The sequence below is a fragment of the Streptomyces sp. NRRL B-24572 genome (assembly GCF_002156145.1).
Taxonomy (GTDB): Bacteria; Actinomycetota; Actinomycetes; order Streptomycetales; family Streptomycetaceae; genus Streptomyces; species Streptomyces vietnamensis.
In genome coordinates this window covers 1-18,852 of the sequence record NZ_MWIG01000069.1, presented here as the reverse complement: position 1 = coordinate 18,852, position 18,852 = coordinate 1, and the positions used below count along the sequence as shown (strand labels likewise).

21 protein-coding genes and 1 riboswitch are annotated in these 18,852 nt (G+C 70.2%); of the genes, 9 read left to right on the top strand and 12 right to left on the bottom strand.

What is annotated here, in order from left to right; genetic code table 11:
* The first annotated feature begins 48 nt into the window (after positions 1-48).
* Complete coding sequence (gene dnaB, locus CCN56_RS04560; RefSeq protein ID WP_078908767.1) at positions 49-1,530, top strand: replicative DNA helicase; 1,482 nt, start codon at positions 49-51, stop codon at positions 1,528-1,530.
* Positions 1,531-1,576: 46 nt separating this feature from the next.
* Here the strand turns inward: dnaB and CCN56_RS04555 are convergent, their stop codons facing one another.
* Positions 1,577-2,017, bottom strand: a complete 441-nt coding sequence (locus CCN56_RS04555; protein WP_086823877.1) for a pyridoxamine 5'-phosphate oxidase family protein — start codon at positions 2,015-2,017, stop codon at positions 1,577-1,579.
* Positions 2,018-2,432: 415 nt separating this feature from the next.
* Between CCN56_RS04555 and CCN56_RS04550 the strand changes: the two genes are divergently transcribed.
* A complete protein-coding gene (locus CCN56_RS04550) occupies positions 2,433-3,815 on the top strand; it encodes a serine hydrolase (protein WP_086823875.1) in 1,383 nt (460 codons plus the stop codon).
* 70 nt (positions 3,816-3,885) lie between these two features.
* Here CCN56_RS04550 and CCN56_RS04545 read toward each other — a convergent pair whose 3' ends face one another.
* The 3 genes from CCN56_RS04545 to CCN56_RS04535 form a co-directional block, all read right to left on the bottom strand.
* A complete protein-coding gene (locus CCN56_RS04545; protein ID WP_086823873.1) occupies positions 3,886-4,338 on the bottom strand; it encodes a GNAT family N-acetyltransferase in 453 nt (150 codons plus the stop codon).
* Positions 4,339-4,383: 45 nt separating this feature from the next.
* Positions 4,384-4,842, bottom strand: coding sequence for a MarR family winged helix-turn-helix transcriptional regulator (locus CCN56_RS04540; RefSeq protein ID WP_086823871.1), 459 nt, complete (start codon positions 4,840-4,842; stop codon positions 4,384-4,386).
* A gap of 88 nt (positions 4,843-4,930) precedes the next feature.
* Positions 4,931-5,794: a GNAT family N-acetyltransferase gene (locus CCN56_RS04535; protein ID WP_086823869.1), complete on the bottom strand. Its 864-nt coding sequence runs from the start codon at positions 5,792-5,794 to the stop codon at positions 4,931-4,933.
* Positions 5,795-5,841: 47 nt separating this feature from the next.
* Between CCN56_RS04535 and CCN56_RS04530 the strand changes: the two genes are divergently transcribed.
* Both CCN56_RS04530 and CCN56_RS04525 read left to right on the top strand, forming a co-directional pair.
* The gene (locus CCN56_RS04530) at positions 5,842-6,504 is read left to right on the top strand and encodes an HAD family phosphatase (protein WP_086823867.1); all 663 of its coding nucleotides are present in this window, start codon (positions 5,842-5,844) and stop codon (positions 6,502-6,504) included.
* 105 nt (positions 6,505-6,609) lie between these two features.
* Complete coding sequence (locus tag CCN56_RS04525; protein ID WP_086823865.1) at positions 6,610-7,803, top strand: globin domain-containing protein; 1,194 nt, start codon at positions 6,610-6,612, stop codon at positions 7,801-7,803.
* Here the strand turns inward: CCN56_RS04525 and CCN56_RS04520 are convergent, their stop codons facing one another.
* The 5 genes from CCN56_RS04520 to CCN56_RS04500 form a co-directional block, all read right to left on the bottom strand.
* Complete coding sequence (locus CCN56_RS04520) at positions 7,804-8,283, bottom strand: NUDIX domain-containing protein (RefSeq protein WP_086823863.1); 480 nt, start codon at positions 8,281-8,283, stop codon at positions 7,804-7,806.
* 35 nt (positions 8,284-8,318) lie between these two features.
* The gene (locus CCN56_RS04515; RefSeq protein ID WP_086823861.1) at positions 8,319-9,215 is read right to left on the bottom strand and encodes a LysR family transcriptional regulator; all 897 of its coding nucleotides are present in this window, start codon (positions 9,213-9,215) and stop codon (positions 8,319-8,321) included.
* Positions 9,216-9,447: 232 nt separating this feature from the next.
* Complete coding sequence (locus CCN56_RS04510) at positions 9,448-10,587, bottom strand: cystathionine gamma-lyase (RefSeq protein ID WP_086823859.1); 1,140 nt, start codon at positions 10,585-10,587, stop codon at positions 9,448-9,450.
* Positions 10,584-11,075 (bottom strand): low molecular weight protein-tyrosine-phosphatase, encoded by a 492-nt coding sequence (locus tag CCN56_RS04505; protein WP_086823857.1) that lies wholly within the window; start codon positions 11,073-11,075, stop codon positions 10,584-10,586. The genes CCN56_RS04510 and CCN56_RS04505 overlap by 4 nt, the downstream gene beginning before the upstream one ends.
* Positions 11,076-11,084: 9 nt before the next feature.
* Positions 11,085-11,462, bottom strand: a complete 378-nt coding sequence (locus CCN56_RS04500) for a phage holin family protein (RefSeq protein WP_086823855.1) — start codon at positions 11,460-11,462, stop codon at positions 11,085-11,087.
* Positions 11,463-11,512: 50 nt separating this feature from the next.
* On the opposite strand from CCN56_RS04500, the gene CCN56_RS04495 reads away from it, so the two are divergent.
* The 4 genes from CCN56_RS04495 to CCN56_RS04480 all read left to right on the top strand — a co-directional run bounded on the left by CCN56_RS04495 (position 11,513) and on the right by CCN56_RS04480 (position 13,856).
* The gene (locus CCN56_RS04495) at positions 11,513-11,830 is read left to right on the top strand and encodes a cupin domain-containing protein (protein ID WP_041130210.1); all 318 of its coding nucleotides are present in this window, start codon (positions 11,513-11,515) and stop codon (positions 11,828-11,830) included.
* 220 nt (positions 11,831-12,050) lie between these two features.
* Positions 12,051-12,269 carry a DUF5326 family protein gene (locus CCN56_RS04490; RefSeq protein ID WP_086823852.1) on the top strand — a complete coding sequence of 73 codons (219 nt, stop codon included), beginning with the start codon at positions 12,051-12,053 and terminating at the stop codon, positions 12,267-12,269.
* A gap of 243 nt (positions 12,270-12,512) precedes the next feature.
* On the top strand, positions 12,513-13,277 hold the full coding sequence (locus CCN56_RS04485) for an IclR family transcriptional regulator (protein WP_086823850.1): 765 nt from the start codon (positions 12,513-12,515) through the stop codon (positions 13,275-13,277).
* Positions 13,278-13,415: 138 nt separating this feature from the next.
* Positions 13,416-13,856, top strand: a complete 441-nt coding sequence (locus tag CCN56_RS04480) for an SsgA family sporulation/cell division regulator (protein WP_086823848.1) — start codon at positions 13,416-13,418, stop codon at positions 13,854-13,856.
* Between the two features lie 61 nt (positions 13,857-13,917).
* Here the strand turns inward: CCN56_RS04480 and CCN56_RS04475 are convergent, their stop codons facing one another.
* Complete coding sequence (locus tag CCN56_RS04475) at positions 13,918-15,240, bottom strand: YibE/F family protein (protein WP_086823845.1); 1,323 nt, start codon at positions 15,238-15,240, stop codon at positions 13,918-13,920.
* Positions 15,241-15,312: 72 nt separating this feature from the next.
* Positions 15,313-15,447, top strand: a riboswitch (TPP riboswitch).
* Here CCN56_RS04475 and thiC point away from each other — a divergent pair.
* Positions 15,441-17,225 (top strand): phosphomethylpyrimidine synthase ThiC, encoded by a 1,785-nt coding sequence (thiC, locus tag CCN56_RS04470; protein ID WP_086823843.1) that lies wholly within the window; start codon positions 15,441-15,443, stop codon positions 17,223-17,225. It overlaps the preceding riboswitch by 7 nt.
* A gap of 23 nt (positions 17,226-17,248) precedes the next feature.
* On the opposite strand, the gene CCN56_RS04465 is transcribed toward thiC, so the two are convergent.
* Entirely contained in the window at positions 17,249-17,899 is a 651-nt protein-coding gene (locus CCN56_RS04465; RefSeq protein WP_086823841.1) for a hypothetical protein, read from the bottom strand.
* Between the two features lie 159 nt (positions 17,900-18,058).
* On the bottom strand, positions 18,059-18,852 hold a 794-nt coding region (locus CCN56_RS04460; RefSeq protein ID WP_179199686.1), incomplete at its 5' end, for a metallophosphoesterase.

Below are 18,852 nucleotides of genomic sequence, written 5' to 3'. Positions count from 1 at the left end.
AAGAGTGGCACGGCGAGGTCCGCGGAGCGGACGGGAGGAGGTGGCTTGGTGAGCGTTCCCGAGCCCATGGACGACCCTTGGGCCGACAGCGGACCGAGCGACCGGCTGCCCACCCGTACCCGGGGCGAAGGGCGCGGCCGTGGCCGCGGCCGCGACGACCAGCACGAGCGGGGCGGCGAAGGTCCCTGGGACGGCGGGCTCTCCGGCTTCGAGCGCGTTCCCCCGCAGGACCTCGACGCCGAGCAGTCCGTCCTCGGCGGCATGCTGCTCTCCAAGGACGCCATCGCGGACGTCGTGGAGATCATCAAGGGCAACGACTTCTACAAGCCCGCGCACGAGACCGTCTACGCGGCGATCCTCGACCTGTACGCCAAGGGCGAGCCGGCCGACCCGATCACGGTCGGCGCCGAGCTCACCAAGCGCGGCGAGATCACCCGTGTCGGCGGCGCCTCCTACCTCCACACCCTGGTCCAGTCGGTACCGACCGCGGCCAACGCCTCGTACTACGCGGAGATCGTCCACGAGCGCGCGGTCCTGCGCCGGCTCGTGGAGGCCGGCACCAAGATCACGCAGATGGGCTACGCGGCCGACGGGGACGTCGACGAGATCGTGAACTCGGCCCAGGCCGAGATCTACGCGGTCACCGAGCAGCGCACCACCGAGGACTACCTGCCACTCGGCGACATCATGGAGGGGGCGCTCGACGAGATCGAGGCGATCGGCTCCCGCAGCGGCGAGATGACGGGTGTGCCCACCGGCTTCACCGACCTCGACTCGCTCACCAACGGACTGCACCCCGGCCAGATGATCATCATCGCGGCCCGTCCCGCCATGGGTAAGTCGACGCTCGCCCTGGACTTCGCCCGCGCGGCCTCCATCAAGCACAACCTGCCCAGCGTCATCTTCTCCCTCGAAATGGGCCGCAACGAGATCGCGATGCGTCTGCTCTCGGCCGAGGCCCGGGTCGCGCTCCACCACATGCGCTCCGGCACGATGACCGACGAGGACTGGACGCGTCTGGCCCGCCGGATGCCGGACGTCTCCCAGGCCCCGCTGTACATCGACGACTCCCCGAACCTGTCGATGATGGAGATCCGCGCGAAGTGCCGCCGGCTCAAGCAGCGCAACGGCCTCAAGCTCGTCATCATCGACTATCTGCAGCTCATGCAGTCGGGTGGTTCCAAGCGGCAGGAGAGCCGTCAGCAAGAGGTCTCCGACATGTCGCGAAACCTGAAGCTCCTCGCCAAGGAGCTGGAACTGCCGGTGATCGCGCTCTCCCAGCTGAACCGTGGTCCCGAACAGCGCACCGACAAGAAGCCGATGGTCTCCGACCTGCGTGAGTCCGGCTCGATCGAGCAGGACGCCGACATGGTCATCCTGCTGCACCGCGAGGACGCCTACGAGAAGGAGTCCCCGCGCGCGGGCGAGGCGGACATCATCGTGGGCAAGCACCGTAACGGCCCGACGGCCACGATCACCGTGGCCTTCCAGGGCCACTACTCGCGCTTCGTGGACATGGCACAGACCTGATCCGAAGGTTTGATCGCATCTTCCTGCTCGGGCGAGGCGCGGTTCCTCAGTCCTGGGCGGGGATGTCCAGGGCGGTCCCGTACAGGCGCGAGACCCGGAGCAGGATGGTCACGCGCCGGTCGGGCAGCGGCTGCTCGCCAGGGGCCGCCTCGTCGGCCGGATCCGCGATCTCCGCCTCTCCCTCCGCCACGGCGAACGACCAGATGTCCGGGCCGCTGACATGCAGTGAGGCGTGCGGGTCGCGGCGCAACTGGCGGACCTTGAGGCGGTCGGCGGTGGAGGAGAACCTCAGGACGCGTTCCTCGGCGTTCCAGTCGTAGAGGACGGTCGACAGGTGCGGGTGGCCGGTGCTCCTGACGCTCGCGAGTACGCCGAACTGCTGCCGGCTCAACAGCTGGGAGAGCTCCTGGTCGGTGAGCACCCGGGGGGCCGGGCCGTCGTTCCGGGTGGTGCCGGTGGTGGTCTCGGTGGCGGTGTGCTCGCTCATGTCGGTCAGCCTTTCGGTGGTTGGGGCGGGAGGGCAGGTCAGGCAGCCGCGGCGTTGATGGCGAGCCGGTGTGTCGGCGCCGGGCGAGGCGCGCGATGGCGCGGAGTCGAATGCGGCAAACGTGTGGTCTCCCCTGCCGGTTGTCGCAACGAGGGAGACCGTAGCAGATGGTTTTGTTGCAGACTATCTGGTTCGGCCTCATTCAAGGGCAGGGGTCGCCGTCGTCGACCAGTCGATTCAGGGCTCACCGGTCGGCCGAGGTCGCGCAGGAAATGCCACGCCCGTGAGACCGAGCGGCTGTGCCATCGATCTGAGACGGCGGAAGAACTGCTGATCGGCGAGTGCGGCCTGTGCCTTGCGCGGCGAGGTCCTGCACAGGGAAGTTCCGCGGCCGGGATCGCGTTTGATGGGGTCTATGACGACATCATTCGAAGCCTTGTTGCCCGGGACCGAGCGGGCTCTGCTGCACCGTGTCGCGGTCGCCCAGTCCGAGGGGCGGACGCCCTCCTTCGTGGGGGCGGTCGTCCGGGACGGAGCGCTGGTGTGGAGCGGTTCCCGCAGCTGTGTGGACGGCCACGCGCCCGACGCGGACACCCAGTTCAGGATCGGCTCGATCACCAAGGTGTTCACCGCCGTGCTCGTGATGCGGCTGCGGGACGAGGGCCTGCTCGGGCTCGACGATCCGCTGGAGCGGCACCTCAAGGGAACGGGCGTCGGTGAGGTGACGATCGCTCAACTCCTGACCCACAGCGGCGGTCTCGCAGCCGAGACCCCCGGCGCGTGGTGGGAGAGGTCCTCTGCCGCGCTGCGCCCCGAGCTCTCCGACGTCCTGGGGCAGAAGCCCTTCCTTCAGTCGCCGGGGCGTCGGCACCACTACTCCAACCCCGGCTACACACTGCTCGGTTCACTGATCGAGGCGGTCCGGGGAGTGCCCTGGGAGGAAGTGCTCCGGCGCGAGATCCTGGAGCCGCTGGGGATGGGCCGTACGACCGTCGACCCCGTCGCCCCGCACGCGGGCGGCTGGGCCGTCCACCCCTGGGCCGACGTCATGCTGCCCGAGCCGTCCGAGGACCTCGGCCTGATGGCGCCGGCCGGGCAGCTCTGGTCGACGGCCGCCGACCTCGCCCGGTTCGCCGCCTTCCTCGCGGCGGGGGACGAGCGGGTGCTCGCCCCGTCGTCCGTGGAGGAGATGCGCGCCCCGGCCTCCCCGGCCGGGGAGGGCGACTGGGAGGGGGGCTACGGGCTCGGTCTCCAGCTGCTGCGGAAGGACGGCCGCACCCTGGTCGGCCACACCGGATCCCTTCCGGGCTTCGTCGCCTGTGTATGGGTGAGCGTGGAGGACGGCCTCGCGGGGATCGCCCTCTCCAACGCCACCTCGGGTCCGCTGACGGCGGTGGTGGCCGCCGATCTCGTACGGATCGTGGCGGAGGCGGAGCCGAGGTTCCCGGAGCCGTGGCGGCCCCTTCCCGAGGCCGAGGTCGACGAGGAACTGCTGTCCCTCGCGGGGCCTTGGTACTGGGGAACGTACGCCTACGGCCTTCGGCTCGGTCCCGAGCGGAGCGTGGTGCTCGAACCCCTGCGGGGCGTCGGGCGGCGGGCCCGGTTCCGCGCGCTGCCCGAGGGCGGCTGGGTAGGGCTGAACGGCTACTACGCGGGGGAGACGCTCAGGGCGGTGCGGCGCGCCGACGGCAGCGTGAGCCATCTCGACCTCGGGTCGTTCGTCTTCACGCGGGAGCCGTACGAGCCGCGGGACGCGGTTCCGGGCGGTGTGGACGAGGCCGGCTGGCGCGGTCTCTGAGCCGGTGAGCCGTTGGGCGGTGTTTCACGTGAAACCGCGCTGTTTCAGCTGTTTCACGTGAAACACGTCCTCAAAGGGTCTTTTTGAAGCCCACGTGGGAGGCCTCGAAGCCCAGGCGCTCGTAGAAGCGGTGGGCATCGGTGCGGGTGACGTCGGAGGTCAGCTGGACGAGTCGGCAGCCCTGGCGTCCGGACTCCTCGACGGCCCATTCGATGAGCTGCGTCCCGAGACCGCTGCCGCGCTCGTCGGCGTGGATGCGGACGCCCTCGATGATCGAGCGGGTGGTGCCGCGGCGGGAGAGCCCCGGGATGACCGTCAGCTGGAGGGTGCCGACGACCTTGTCCTCGCGGACGGCCACGACCACGTGCTGGTTCGGGTCGCTCGCGAGGCGCTCGAAGGCGCTGAGATACGGGGCGAGGTCGTCGGGGGACTCGCGCTGTGCGCCCAGGGGATCGTCGGCGAGCATCGCGACGACGGCCGGAAGGTCCTCCGCGGTGGCGGGGCGTATCTCAAGATCGCTCATGCATCGCAGCGTAACGCCGGGACGTCCCCGCCCCGGGGGCCAGGCTCACATGGGCGCGCCCACGCCCTCCACGACCTGGACCAGCGGCGCCAGCTCCGGGTTCTTCGCGGCTTCGTCGAGGGCCTCGCGGAGCGCGCTGTCGTTGGTGGGGCGGGCCTCTTCGAGGAGCTTGAGGCCGGCCTCGGTCACATCGGTGTAGATGCCGCGCCGGTCGGTGGCGCAGAGGTACCGGGTGAGCAGGCCGCGGTCCTCGAGCCGGGTGACGAGCCGGGTGGTGGCGCTCTGGCTGAGCACGACGGCGTCGGCGACCTGCTTCATCTGGAGGTGGCCGCCGGGGCCGCTGTGCTGGCGGCTGAGGACGTCGAGCAGTGAGTACTCCCGCACGCTCAGACCGTGGCCGGACTCCAGGGCGCGCTCGATGTGGGACTCGATCCTGCCGTGCAGCAAGGAGAGGGCGCACCAGCGCTGGGAGAGCGCGGTGAGTGCGGGGTCCGTCGCGGTCATGTTCTCTCCTCGGTGTCTCCTCGGCGCCGGAGCGGCTCCCGGTCCAGGGTAGACGAAGCAACGCAATAATGCGCGTCTGCAAGTAAAGCTATCCGGCGGCGACCGTCAGGGGGGCGAAGCGGCGGCGCCAGTCGCCGGGGAGGTCGGGCAGGGAGCGGATCATCACCGACGTGGTGGCGATCGTGTCGATGCCGTTCTCCTTCGCCCAGCTCAGGAGGGAGGTGTGCCGCACGTCGATGTCCGTGCGCAGCGGTCGGTCGGTGGCGGCCGCCAGGGAGGCGATCAGGGCCTTCGCCGTGCCGGGGTCCCGGGCGATCAGGGGGCCGATGACATGGGTGTCCATGTTGGGCCAGGCGGCCGCGAAGCCGGTGATCTCACCGCCCTCCTCCGCGACCCGGAGGTGGTCCGCGAACGCGGGGAGCCGGGCGATGAGGTGGGTGCGGTCGAGGCCGAAGACCTCGTGGTCCAGGCGCAGGATCGCCGGGAGGTCCTCGGCCGTCGCCGGGCGGACCGGAACATCCGGGGCGGGCGCGGTGAAGGTGAAATGCCCGCGCACCATCTCGGCCCGGCTCGCCACGGTGAAGCCCAGCTGCTCGTACAGGGGCTGTCCGTTGGACGTGGCGTACAGCGTGAGCGGGGTGTCCCCTGACTCCGCGAGGACGTGCTGCATGAGCCGGCGCCCCAGGCCCTGGCGTCCGTACCGCTCGGCGACGAGGACCATGCCGATCGCGGCGAGCCCGGGACCGTACGAGGTGACCACGGAGCAGGCGGCGAGGCCAGGACCGTCGGGGTCGTCGATGCCGTAGCCGGTGCCGGCGGTGAGGAGCAGGCCCCACTTGTGTTCCTCGCGAAGCCATCCCCGGTTCTCGGAGAGGTCGGCGCAGGCGAGGAGGTCCTCCGAGGCAAGGCGCCGGATCGGGAGCTGTGCGAGGGAGGTGGGGGAAGTCGGCATGCCTTTCAGGCTGAACGACACGGTGATCTCCCGTCCACCGCTTTACGGTGTTTCACGTGAAACCCTCGAACCCCCGAACACGCCGACTGCACCTCTTCGACCTCGACGGCACCCTGATCCGGGGCTCGGCCGCCGCGGTGGAGATCTCCCGGCAACTGGGCCTGGCCGACGAGATCGCCGCCCTGGAGGAGGGGTTCCTGCGGGGGCTCACACCGGACGAGTTCGCCGTCCGGGCCCGCGAGCTGTGGTCCGCGCTCACCTCGGAGCAGGTCGCGGCGGCCTTCGACGGGGCGCCCTGGCTGGCGGGCATCCGCGAGGTCTGGGCGGACATCCGGGCCCGGGGAGACCGCTGCGCGGTCATCTCCCTCTCGCCCGATTTCTTCGTCGAGCGGCTCCTCGACTGGGGCGTCGACACGACGCACGGCTCGCTCTGGCCGGCGGTCCCGTTCACCGAGCCGATCCACCGGCCGGGCATTCTCGACGCGCGGGCGAAGGTGCGGATCGCGCGGGAGCTCTGTGCGGAGTACGGAGTGGACCCGGTCGACTGCGTCGCGTACGGGGACTCGATGTCCGACGCGGAGCTCTTCGCGATCGTGCCGGAGACCGTGGCCGTGAACGCGGACCACCATCTCGCCGGACTCTCCCACCACACCTACTCCGGAGGGGACCTGCGCGAGGCCTACGCGTTGGTCCGAAACAGCGCAGCCTAGCCAGAAACCCGGGCCTATGGCCCGAGAACGCCACTTTCCGTCCGAAGCGCCGGTCGCAGGGGTCATGCTGCGGTCACGGAAGCCGGCCAGCGCGAGGCGAGGCACATGATGGATGCTCCGACCACCACGACGGACGACCGGGAGTCCCCGGCGGCGGACGGGAAGGAACCCCGGATATCCGAGGGACCCTCCGCCGATGCCGCTCTCGTCCGTCGCACCCTGGCGGAGATCGCACCGGTCGCCGACCGGGTGACCTCGTACTTCTACGCCCTGCTCTTCACCCACCACCCCGAGCTGCGCGAGATGTTCCCCGTGGCCATGGACACCCAGCGGGACCGGCTCCTGAAGGCCCTCCTGACGGCGGCCGAGCACATGGACGACGTCCCGGTCCTCACCGCGTACCTGGAGAACCTCGGCCGGGGGCACCGGAAGTACGGGACCCGGGCCACCCACTATCCGGCCGTCGGCGAGGCCCTCATCGGCGCGCTCGTGCGGTACGCGGAGAAGAGCTGGGACGAGGAGACCGAGGCGGCCTGGGTCCGCACGTACACGACGATCTCCCAGATCATGATCGACGCGGCCGCGGAGGACGAGCGGACCGCCCCCGCCTGGTGGCAGGCCGAGGTGGTCTCGCACGATCTGCGCACCGCGGACATCGCCGTCGTCACGCTCAGGCCCGACCGGCCGTACCCCTTCCTCGCCGGGCAGTACACGACCCTGGAGACCCCGTGGTGGCCCCGGATATGGCGCCACTACTCCTTCGCCTCGGCGCCCCGGCCGGACGGACTGCTGTCCCTCCACGTCAAGGCCGTCCCGGCCGGCTGGGTGTCCAACGCCCTGGTCCACCGGGCGCGCCCCGGGGACGTGCTGCGGCTCGGTCCGCCGGCCGGCTCCATGACGGTCGACCACTCCACGGACACCGGCCTGCTCTGCATGGGCGGTGGCACCGGGATAGCGCCGATCAAGGCGCTGGTCGAGGACGTCGCCGAGCACGGGGACCGGCGCCCGGTCGACGTCTTCTACGGGGCGCGCAGCGGCCACGACCTCTATGACATCGACACGATGCTGCGGCTCCAGAAGACCTTCCCGTGGCTCTCCGTCCACCCGGTCACCGGGGAGCAGGGAAGGCTTCCGGAGGCCGTCTGCCGCTACGGTCCCTGGGACGAACGCGACGCCTATCTCTCGGGTCCGCTCGACATGGTCCGCTGCGGGGTCGACGCACTGCGCGGAGCGGGGGTCCCCTCGGACCGCATCCGCCACGACTTCCTCGCGGAGCTCACCCCCGCGTCGGCCGGCTAGCTACCCCAGGTCGGGGGCGTGCATCGCGCGGACGCCCTCGATGTTGCCGTCGAGGTAGTGGCGCAGGGAGAGCGGGACGAGGTTCACGGCGGCGATGCCGACCCGGTTGAACGGCACCCGGACGATCTCGTACTCGCCGATCGGTTCCTCCACCTCGGGGCCGTGCCGCAGCGAGGTGTCCATGGAGCCGAGCCGGCAGACGAAGAAGTGCTGGACCTTCACCCCGGAGACCCCGCCGTCGACGATGTGCTCGACGGTGTCGACGAAGCAGGGCACCACATCGGTGATCTTCGCGCCGAGCTCTTCGAGCACCTCGCGGTGCAGGGCTTCGACGACGGTGGCGTCGGTGGGCTCCACGCCGCCGCCGGGCGTGACCCAGTAGGGATCCACCCCGGGCTTGGTCCGCTTGATGAGGATCAGGTCGTCCCCGTCGAGCAGGATGGCGCGTGCGGTGCGCTTGATCACGGGCCGTTCGGTCATGGGAAGAAAATGGCCCGTCCGAGGTGTCCTGAAACTCACCAGTTCCCGGCCGCGCGCAGCAGCTCCTCATGGGCCCGCGCCAAGGGGGGCAGGGCGAGCGTCCCCGTGCGCGCGACCAGGAAATAGGTCCGGAGCGGCGGGACCGGGGGGTCGAGCAGCGCCACGAGGTGTCCCCGCTCCAGGGCCTCCTCGCACAGGTAACGCGGCAGGACGGCGAGCCCTGCACCGGAGGCGGCGACGTCCCGCACGGCCCGCAGGTCGGGGGCGATGACGGTGGCGGCGGCGGCCGGTTTCGTCTCGAAGACGCTCGCCCAGTAGCGGGAGACGAAGGGCAGCGACTCGTGCACCTCGACCACCGGCAGGTGCTCCAGGACCACCGCGCCCTTGCCCAGGAGCACCTCGGGGGAGAGCCTGGCGGCCCAGCGCGGGGCCGCGACAAGCACGTGTTCCTCGTCGCAGAGCGGGATGGAGACGAGCAGACCGCCCCGGGGACGGACGGTGGCGATGGCCAGATCGTGGTGTCCGGCGGCGAGCCCGTCGAGGATCTCCTCCGTGTCGTCGAGGAAGGAGGCCCGCACGGCGAGCCCCTGGCCGACCAGCGGGGCGAGGGCGGGCAGCGCGCGCAGCGCGGTGAACTCCGGGGGCCCGGCGAGATGGAGGGTGCGCACCCCGCTCTCCTCGGCGAGGCCGGTCTCGGCGATCTCCACGAGGGCGTCCAGATGGGGCGCCGCGCGGTGCGCGAGTTCGTCGCCGACGGTGGTGGGGGTGACTCCGCGCGCCTGTCTGAGGAAGAGCGGCCGTCCCAACTGTCGTTCGAGGGTCCGGATCTGGCTGGTGACGGCGGGCTGGGAGAGGCCGAGGAGTGCGGCGGCGCGGGTGAAGGAACCGGCCCGGTGCACCGTGACGAACGTGCGCAGCAGAGCCAGATCCATGTCCGCCCCCTCCCGGCCGTCGTGCGGCCGTTCGACTCAGGCGGTCGGCTGACTGCGCCTCAGGACCGTCCAACTATAAATATGTCGATAGGTCGTTGTCGCTACCGTGATTGGACACTGACGCACAGTCAACTAGCCTTGTTCAGGCGGTCTCCGCGCGTGGAACCGAGGACGTTCCGAGCCATGAGGGGGGAGGCTCGGAGCGTCCTCGGTCCGTGTCCCGAGGCGCTGGTCAGCCCGCGCCGCCGGCCTCGTCGAGGGCGCGCAGCACATCGGCGATCAGGTCTTCCGGGTCCTCGGCTCCGACCGAGAAGCGGATGAAGCCCTCCGCGACCGCGTCCCCGCCCCAGCGCCCGCGCCGCTCCGCCGTGGAGCGCACGCCGCCGAAGCTGGTGGCGTCGTCGACGAGCCGCAGCTCCTCCAGGAACCGATCGGCCCGCTTCCGGTCCGCCAGTTCGAAGGAGACCACCGGTCCGAAGCGCCGCATCTGCCGGGCGGCCACCGTGTGCGAGGGATCCTCGGGCAGTCCGGGGTAGCGAAGGCCGGTCACGTCCGCGCGCTCGGCGAGCGCCCGCGCCAGGGCCAGCGCGGTGGAGCACTGCCGGTCGATCCGCAGCTGGAGCGTGGCGAGCGACCGGTGGGCGAGCCAGGCCTCCATGGGGCCGGGGATGGCGCCGACGATCTTGCGCCAGCGTCGTACCTCCGCAGCCCGCAGGGGATCCCGGCAGCTCACATGGCCGAGCAGGATGTCGCCGTGCCCGGTCATTCCCTTGGTGTCGCTGGCGACGGAGAAGTCCGCGCCCAGGGCGAGCGGGCGCTGGCCGAGCGGGGTGGCGAGGGTGTTGTCGACGGCGACGAGCGCCCCGGCCGCGTGCGCCTCGTCCACCAGGCGCCGGATGTCGCAGACGTCGAGACCGGGGTTGGACGGACTCTCGATCCACAGCAGCCGGGCCCCGTCCAGTACGGACAGCTGGGCGTCGCCGCCGGTCGGTGCGGTGCGGACCTCGATGCCGTACGCCCGCAGCTGCTCGTGCACCAGGGGCAGCGCCTGGTAGCCGTCGGACGGCACCACCACCGCGTCGCCCGCCTTCAGCTGGGAGAAGAGGACGGCGGAGACGGCGGCCATGCCGGACGCGAACACCAGCGTCTCCACGCCCTCCTCCCCCGGTGCCTCGAGCTCGCCGATCGCCCGTTCCAGATGGGTCCAGGTCGGGTTCTCGTCGCGGCCGTAGGTGTACGGGCCGGTCGGCTCGCCCGGCAGGTGGAAGTGGGCCGCGAAGACCGGCCCCGGCAAGGTCGGTTCGTACTTCACGGGCTCGGGCAGCCCGGCCCGTACCGCCCGCGTGCCGTCGCCGATTTCCTGGTCCGTCACAGTGTCCGTTCCTCCAGTTCCGTGCGTACGGCCGTGAGCAGTCCCTCGCTCGCGGCCTCCACCATCTCCAGGCACTCCTCGAACTCCTCGCGGCCCCCGTAGTAAGGGTCGGGGACGTCTAGTCCGGACCCGGCGGCCGGGTCGTAGGAGCGCAGGAGCCGTATCCTCGCCGCTTCGTCGGGGGTGCGGGCGAGCTCCCGGAGTTCCCGCAGATGCCCCTCGTCCAGGGCGATCACCAGGTCGAGGGCGGGGAACCACGAGGACCGGAACCGCCGGGCGGTGTGCGCGGAGGTGTATCCGTTCTCGTCGAGGACGGCGACCGTGCGCGGGTCGGCTCCGTCGCCCTCGTGCCAGCCTCCGGTGCCGGCGCTGTCGACCTCCACCAGAGCGCCGAGGCCGGCCTCCTCCACCCGACGGCGGAAGACGTGCTCGGCCATCGGCGAGCGGCAGATGTTGCCCGTGCAGACGAAGCAGACGCGATAGGCCATGGTCCCCACTCAGTCGCCGTCGGGGAGCACGACGTTCAGCGCCCACGAGACGACGGAGATGATCAGGCCGCCCAGGACGGCGGTCCAGAAGCCCTCCACGTGGAAGCTGAGGTCGAGCTGATCGGCCAGCCAGGACGTGAGGAGCAGCATCAGGGCGTTGACCACCAGGGTGATCAGACCGAGGGTCAGGATGAAGAGGGGAAGGGTCAGCAGCTTGACGATCGGCTTCACCAGGAAGTTCACCAGACCGAAGACCAGGGCGACGAGAATGAGCGTCCAGGCCTTCTTGGCGGTGCTGTCACCGGTCAGGGTGATGTCCTGGAGCAACCAGATGGCGACTCCGAGGGCGCCCGCGTTCGCGAGCGTCTTGACGACGAAATTCTTCATGGGTCCGATCGTGGCAGACGTGATCGGGCCAGGGCAGGGGCGAGCAGGCGATGAAGGCATTCCGGCTGGACGAACTGGAGGCGGAGCGCGCCGCGAACAAGGGCGCGTACCTCCAGTTCCTGCGCGAGCGGAACATGTCGGTGGGGCTGTACGCGCTCGACGCGGGGGAGCTCGATCCGCAGCGGCCGCACGGCCAGGACGAGGTGTACTTCGTGGTCAGCGGCCGGGCGGCGATCACGGTCGGGACGGAGACGACCCAGGTGGCGCGCGGCAGCGTGGTCTACGTGCCGGCCGGGGTGGAGCACCGGTTCCACCACATCAGCGAGGACCTGCGGGTCATGGTGGTCTTCTCGCCGCCGGAGGGCTGAGCCGGAGGGCTGAGCCGGACCTCGGAGGGCCGAATCCGAACCGGACCCGGAGCGCTGGGCCGGACCCGGCGGGCTGAGGGTCGCCGAGCCCGGGCCCCTAAGGGTCGGATCAGGGGAGAGCGGGGGCCGCGGGGCCCCCGCGGGCTTCCTCCCGCCCCTAGCCTTGAGGGTGTTCGGCGCAGAGCGCGCGGAGCGGTTCTTCGGGAGCGAGGTAGGGACGATGGCCGTACGGGAGATTCTCGCGGGGATGCCCTGGTGGGTGAAGTGGGTCGCCATACCCCTCCTCGCCCTGTTCGTCTTCGGCGGGCTGATCACCAGCGTCCTGACCTTCGTGGTCAGTCTGCTCTTCAAGGTGCTGCTCTTCGCGGCCCTCGTCGCCGGACTGATCTACGTCGTGCGGAAGTTCAGCTCCTCCGCCAGGTCGCGCCAGGATTGGTAGCACAAGCTACTGATCGGTATGAGGCCGATGGCGGGCATTAGCCCGGGCGGGGGAACGCGCTGGTCGAATCAGGGTATGGGCCCCGGGGCTGCCACTAGAGTGGAATCTCTCCGCCGTGTTGGGGACTACGGGCGTAGACGTCCGTACTGACCAGCGGTTTCCCAGGCCCGGCGGGCGCGCGGGGGCGGCCCCCGCGGGCGGGTGCGCTGCATCCGTCGTCACGCCTGGGGGTGACCTTTGGCCATGGCTACGCAGACGGCTGCGCCTACCCTGATCGGCTCGGTGCAGCGGGCGCTGAGACTCCTGGAGGCCGTGGCCTCCCATTCGGAGGGCGCCCCCGCCAAGCAGCTCGCCCGTGAGACGGGCCTTCCGCTGCCCACCACGTACCACCTGCTCCGCACCCTGACGCACGAGGGCTATCTGCTCCGCGACAAGGGTGTGTTCGTCCTGGGCGACGCCGCCGTCCGACTGGCCGGCGGCGGAGATGTGCAGAATCGTCGCATCAAGATCGAAGACTCCCTCGCCACATGGCGGGACGAGATCGGCGTACCCATCTACTTCGCCGTCTACCGCGAGGGCGAGGTCGAACTCGTCGCCGTCGCCGACACCCCTTCCAACCCCGCAGTCGAGGAATGGGCCGACTTCCGCGAGACGGCGCACGCCCACGCGATCGGGCAGTGCCTGCTGAGTCAACTCGATCCGGAATCTCGTCAAGACCACCTCGACCGCCATCCGGTGGAAGCCATCACTCCGTACACGGTGCGTAACCGCCGTGCCCTTTCGGAGCGTTTGGGTGGTTTGGAGCGAATGGAACCCCTGGTGGAGCGTCAGGAATATGCGCTCGGCACGGTCTGTGCCGCCATCCCCATCACCGTGGGCTCCGCGGCGGGCACGATGGCTATTTCTCTCCCCCTTCACCAGGAAGAACGGTTGCTCCCGGCAGTCGAGCGGCTACGCACGGAGATCGGGAGGCTCTTCGGTTCACTCGCGTTCTCTATCAGTATCTGAAAAATCACTCCTTGTGATCTGCTAACGCGTACAGCACGATTGCGTCAAGAGGGCCACGGGGGATCATTCCTGGCCGTTTCGGTCACAGCTTTCAGCAGCTGTGTTCACACAACTGCTTCATCTACTGCGGGGTACACGATGCGAGAGTCGGTTCAGGCCGAGGTCCTGATGAGCTTCCTCGTCTCCGAGGAGCTCTCCTTCAAGATCCCGGTCGAACTCCGTTATGAGACCCGGGATCCCTACGCGGTGCGGATGACCTTCCACCTCCCCGGAGACGCGCCTGTGACCTGGGCGTTCGGAAGGGAACTGCTGCTCGACGGGATCAACCGGCCGAGTGGGGACGGGGATGTGCACATCGCCCCCACGGAGCCGGAGAGGCTCTCGGACGTCTCCATCCGGCTCCAGGTGGGCGGCGACCGCGCGCTGTTCCGGGCCAGCGCGCCGCCGCTGGTCGCCTTCCTCGACCGAACGGACAAGCTGGTTCCGCTCGGTCAGGAACGGACACTCGGTGACTTCGAGGACCACCTGGAGGCCGCACTGGGCCGGATCCTGGCCGAGGAGAACGCCGGCCCCGCCTGAACCGCCCGTTCGCGCCGGACCCTCCCCGAGCCGGGCCGGCCCGAGCCCTCGCACGTACGCCTCACTTGGCGCGCCGCCGCCGCCCTCCCCGTACCGCCGCCGGCTTCCCACCCCCGGACGCCGGCCGGTCGGCGGAGACGACCAGGGCCGCGAGTCCCGTGGTGAGCGGAACGGACGCCACCAGACCGATCGACCCGACCAGGGTCCGGACGATCTCCTCGGCGACCAGCTCGCTGTTGGCCACCGTCCCCATGCTGCTCTGCGCGATGGAGAAGAGCAGCAGCAGCGGCAGGGCGGCACCCGCGTAGGCGAGCACCAGCGTGTTCACGACCGAGGCGATGTGGTCGCGGCCGATCCGGATCCCTGCCCGGTACAGGCCGCGCGGCCCCATGCCCGGATCGGCCTGGTGCAGCTCCCAGACGGCCGACGTCTGGGTCACCGTCACGTCGTCGAGCACACCGAGCGAACCGATGATGATCCCGGCGAGCAGCAGACCGGACATGTCGATCTCCGGATACAGACCGTGGATCAGACCGGTGTAGTCGTCGGTGTTGCCGCTGAGCGAGGTCCAGCCGATGAAGAGCGAGCCCAGCAGACCGATCAGGAGCAGGGAGATCAGTGTGCCGAGCACGGCGACCGAGGTGCGGGCCGAGAGGCCGTGACACATGTAGAGCGCGATCAGCATGATCGCGCTCGACCCGACCACCGCCACGACCAGCGGGTTCGATCCCTCCAGGATCGCCGGAAGGATGAAGTACGTCAGCACGAGGAAGCTCACGGCGAGCGCGATGAGCGCCATGACGCCCCGCATCCGGCCGACCAGCACGACCGCGAGGGCGAAGATGCCGGCGAGCACCGCCAGCGGCACCTTGCGGTTCACATCGGTCACCGAGTACTGCAGGTCGTGCGGGGCGTCGGGGGCGTACGCCACCACCACGCCCTGCCCCTCGTGCAGTTGACGAGGCGCGTCCGGCTGCACGATCTCGACGAACCTGCGTCCCGCGTCCGGGCCGGTGGTGACCTCGATCGTCGCCTTCTCGCACTGCCCCTGCTGGGCGTTGACCGCCTCGCGGCCCTCCGGAGTGGAGGTGTCGCCGGTCGGCGGGACCTGGGCGGCGTTCACGTCCTTGCAGTCGACGTGCTCGACGGAGACGACCTTGCCCTGCTGGGTCTGCCGGTCGAAGCCGACGCCGGTCCGCTCGTGCGCCGGGGTGCCGCCGGGCCACAGGACCGCGAGCCCGACCACGACGGCGGTGGCGAAGGGGATCAGGATTGCGGCGATGACCTTGCGCAGATGCCGCGAGACCGGGACGGCGGGGCCGTGGCTGTGGGAATGGGAGTGCCCGTGGTCATGGGGTTCGGGGGGCTGCTGGGGGGAAGTCACCGACCGATCATCGCAAGAACGGCGGGGGGCCCACTGTTCAGCACGCCAGGGATGACGCTAGCGTGGTGGCACCTTTGCACACGCGGGAGCTCGGAGCACCGGGCTGAGAGGGCGCTGATCACCGTACGCACGTACGGGAGGAGGCTGCGCCGACCGCCGAACCTGTTACCGGGTAATGCCGGCGTAGGGAGATCGGTCTCATGACCATTCAGGATGCACGCACGCCTGCCTCCGACCAGAACCAGACCGAGTCGCAGGAGCGCACGCCGGGCTGGCACAAGGGGTACGTCCAGGGCTCGCGCCCCGACCTCCGGGTGCCCGTCCGCCAGGTGCACCTCACCAACGGCAAGGACGTCACGCTGTACGACACGTCCGGCCCGTACACCGACCCCGCCATCGACACCGACGTCCGGCGGGGCCTTCCGCCGCTGCGCGAGAACTGGATCATCGCGCGCGGCGACACCGAGGAGTACGCGGGCCGCCCGGTCCGCCCCGAGGACGACGGCATCAAGCACACCTCCCCGCGCGGCGGTGGGCTGAAGAACCTCGACGCCGTCTTCCCCGGCCGCCCCCGCCTGCCGCGCCGGGGTCGCGACGGCCAGGCCGTGACCCAGCTCGCGTACGCCCGCCGGGGGGAGATCACCCCGGAGATGGAGTACGTCGCGATCCGCGAGAACGTCTCCCCCGAGGTCGTACGGGAGGAGATCGCCGCGGGCCGCGCGGTGCTGCCGGCGAACGTGAACCACCCGGAGATCGAGCCGATGATCATCGGCAAGCGGTTCCTGGTGAAGGTCAACGCCAACATCGGCAACTCCGCCGTCACCTCCTCCATCGAGGAGGAGGTGGAGAAGATGACCTGGGCGACCAAGTGGGGCGCCGACACGGTCATGGACCTCTCCACCGGCCGCAACATCCACACCACCCGCGAGTGGGTGCTGCGCAACTCCCCCGTGCCGATCGGCACCGTGCCGCTCTACCAGGCCCTGGAGAAGGTCGACGGCAAGGCCGAGGAGCTGACCTGGGAGATCTACAAGGACACGGTCATCGAGCAGGCCGAGCAGGGCGTCGACTACATGACGGTCCACGCCGGCGTGCTCCTGCCGTACGTGCCGCTCACCGCGCGCCGCAAGACCGGCATCGTCTCGCGCGGCGGCTCGATCATGGCCGCCTGGTGTCTGGCGCACCACAAGGAGAACTTCCTCTACACGAACTTCGAGGAGCTCTGCGAGATCCTCGCGGCGTACGACGTCACGTACTCGCTCGGCGACGGCCTGCGCCCCGGCTCGATCGCGGACGCCAATGACGAGGCGCAGTTCGCGGAGCTGCGCACGCTCGGCGAGCTGAACACGATCGCCAAGCGCCACGACGTACAGACGATGATCGAGGGCCCCGGGCACGTCCCGATGCACAAGATCAAGGAGAACATCGACCTCCAGCAGGAGATCTGCGAGGAGGCGCCGTTCTACACGCTCGGCCCGCTGACCACGGACGTCGCCCCGGCGTACGACCACATCACCTCGGGCATCGGCGCGGCGATGATCGCCTGGTGGGGCACGGCGATGCTCTGCTACGTCACGCCCAAGGAGCACCTGGGCCTGCCGAACAAGGACGACGTGAAGACGGGCGTCATCACGTACAAGATCGCGGCGCACGCGGCGGACCTCGCCAAGGGGCACCCGGGCGCGCAGGAGTGGGACGACGCGCTGTCGGACGCGCGGTTCGAGTTCCGCTGGGAGGACCAGTTCAACCTGGCCCTCGACCCGGACACCGCACGCGAGTTCCACGACGAGACGCTGCCGGCGGAGCCCGCGAAGACCGCGCACTTCTGCTCGATGTGCGGTCCGAAGTTCTGCTCGATGAAGATCTCCCAGGACATCCGGCGTGAGCACGGCGGTACGCAGCAGGAGATCGAGGCCGGCATGGCGGAGAAGTCGAAGGAGTTCGCGGCGAGCGGCAACCGGGTCTACCTGCCGCTGGCCGAGTAGGTCCCGGTCCCGTCGCCCGCTCCTCAGGGCCTCGCCGCGTCCGGTGGTCCGGTCGCGGCGAGGGCGTCGCGGAGGAAGGGGAGGATGCCGCGCTCCAGGAGGGCGCGGCGCCAGGCCTCCCGGGCGAGGGTGAGTTCGTCGTCGGCCGTGGCGGTGCCGTCCGCCGCGGCCGGTCTGTTGCGCAGGGCGGTCACGAGGAGGCCGGCGCCCGCGCTGAGCAGGCCGGCGGCGGCGAGGGCGGCGAAGACGAGGCCGGCCGTCAGCAGGGTCTCGCCGAACACCACCGTGGGGGCGAGGGCGTGCAGGACCGCCCCGACCAGAAGGAGTATCGCGGCGGCCGTGCCCGCGAGGACGGGCACCATCACGTTGACGATGGCGACGACGCCGACGCCCGTGCCGGGGTTCGCTCCGGGGTCCGGTCCGGGCGTACGGGTCCGGGCGGCCACGCGGTTCTGCTCGCGGACCTTCACGAAGTGGTCGTACTCGCTCGCCGCGGCGGTGGTGATCAGCGCTGTCGCGTTCAGCGTCATGGCGCGCAGCTGCGCGACCGTCAGCCGGGTTCCGACTCCGGCGAGTTCCGGACGTGCGTGGGCGGTGCTCAGTGCGTCGTCGAGGATCCGCTCGTATTCGGCGCGGTCCTCGGTCAGCAGGTGCGGAGCCACGTTCATGTGCATCCCCCGATGCTCCGTAGGCCCGGATCAGCCGTGGGAAACGGTCGGTTGGGCGGAAACGGAGGAGAGCCTGCTACGGATGACCCGATGGTATTGCGGTGACACCACGGCCTGACAGGGTGTTTCCGGAAATCGACTTCCCCGGATGCGCAGGGTTATGCGTCAGCCGTTCAGGGGGAGTTGGACGACCAGTAGCTTTCCGGCCATGGTCACGCCGCCGTCCATGGCGATCGCGAGACCGTCGGCGTACACGTGCGGTCCGTCGACGACCGGGCCTCCGCCGTCCTCGCCGTCCTCCGTGCCGACCTGGCCGAGGAGGTACGGGATGGGGCTGTGGCCGTGCACGATCCGGCGGCCGCCGTAGGTGGAGAGCAGCTCCTGGACGGCCTGCGGTCCGCCGTCGTCGCGGAACGCGAAGCGCTTGGTGAACTTCCGGAAGAGGTCCCAGACCTCGTCGGCGTCGTTCCGGTTGAGGACCTCGTGAACCGTGTCGTTGACGTCCTCGATGGTCTGGCCGTATTCGAGGTACGCGGTGGTGTCGGAGTGCACGAGGAGGTGGTCGTCCTCGCGGACCACGGCGTCCAGCCGGGACATCCACTGGAGGTGGACGTCCTGGAGGCGGTCCATGTCGTGCTTCTGGCCGCCGTTGAGCAGCCAGGCGGCCTGGAAGGTGGCGGTGCCCGCGCCGGAGTTGACGGGCGTGTCGCCGAAGCGTTTGGCGCCGATGAGCAGCAGCTCGTGGTTGCCCATGAGGGCCTTGCAGTAGCCGCCGGCGGCGGCGGCCTCGGCGGAGAGGCGCATGACGAGGTCGATGACGCCGATGCCGTCGGGGCCGCGGTCGGTGAAGTCGCCGAGGAACCAGAGTCTGGCGTTGCCCGCGGCCCAGCCGCCGTTCTCGTCGATGAGGCCCTGGGCGCGCAGGGCCTCATCGACGAGAACGGCGGCTGGGCCGCGGG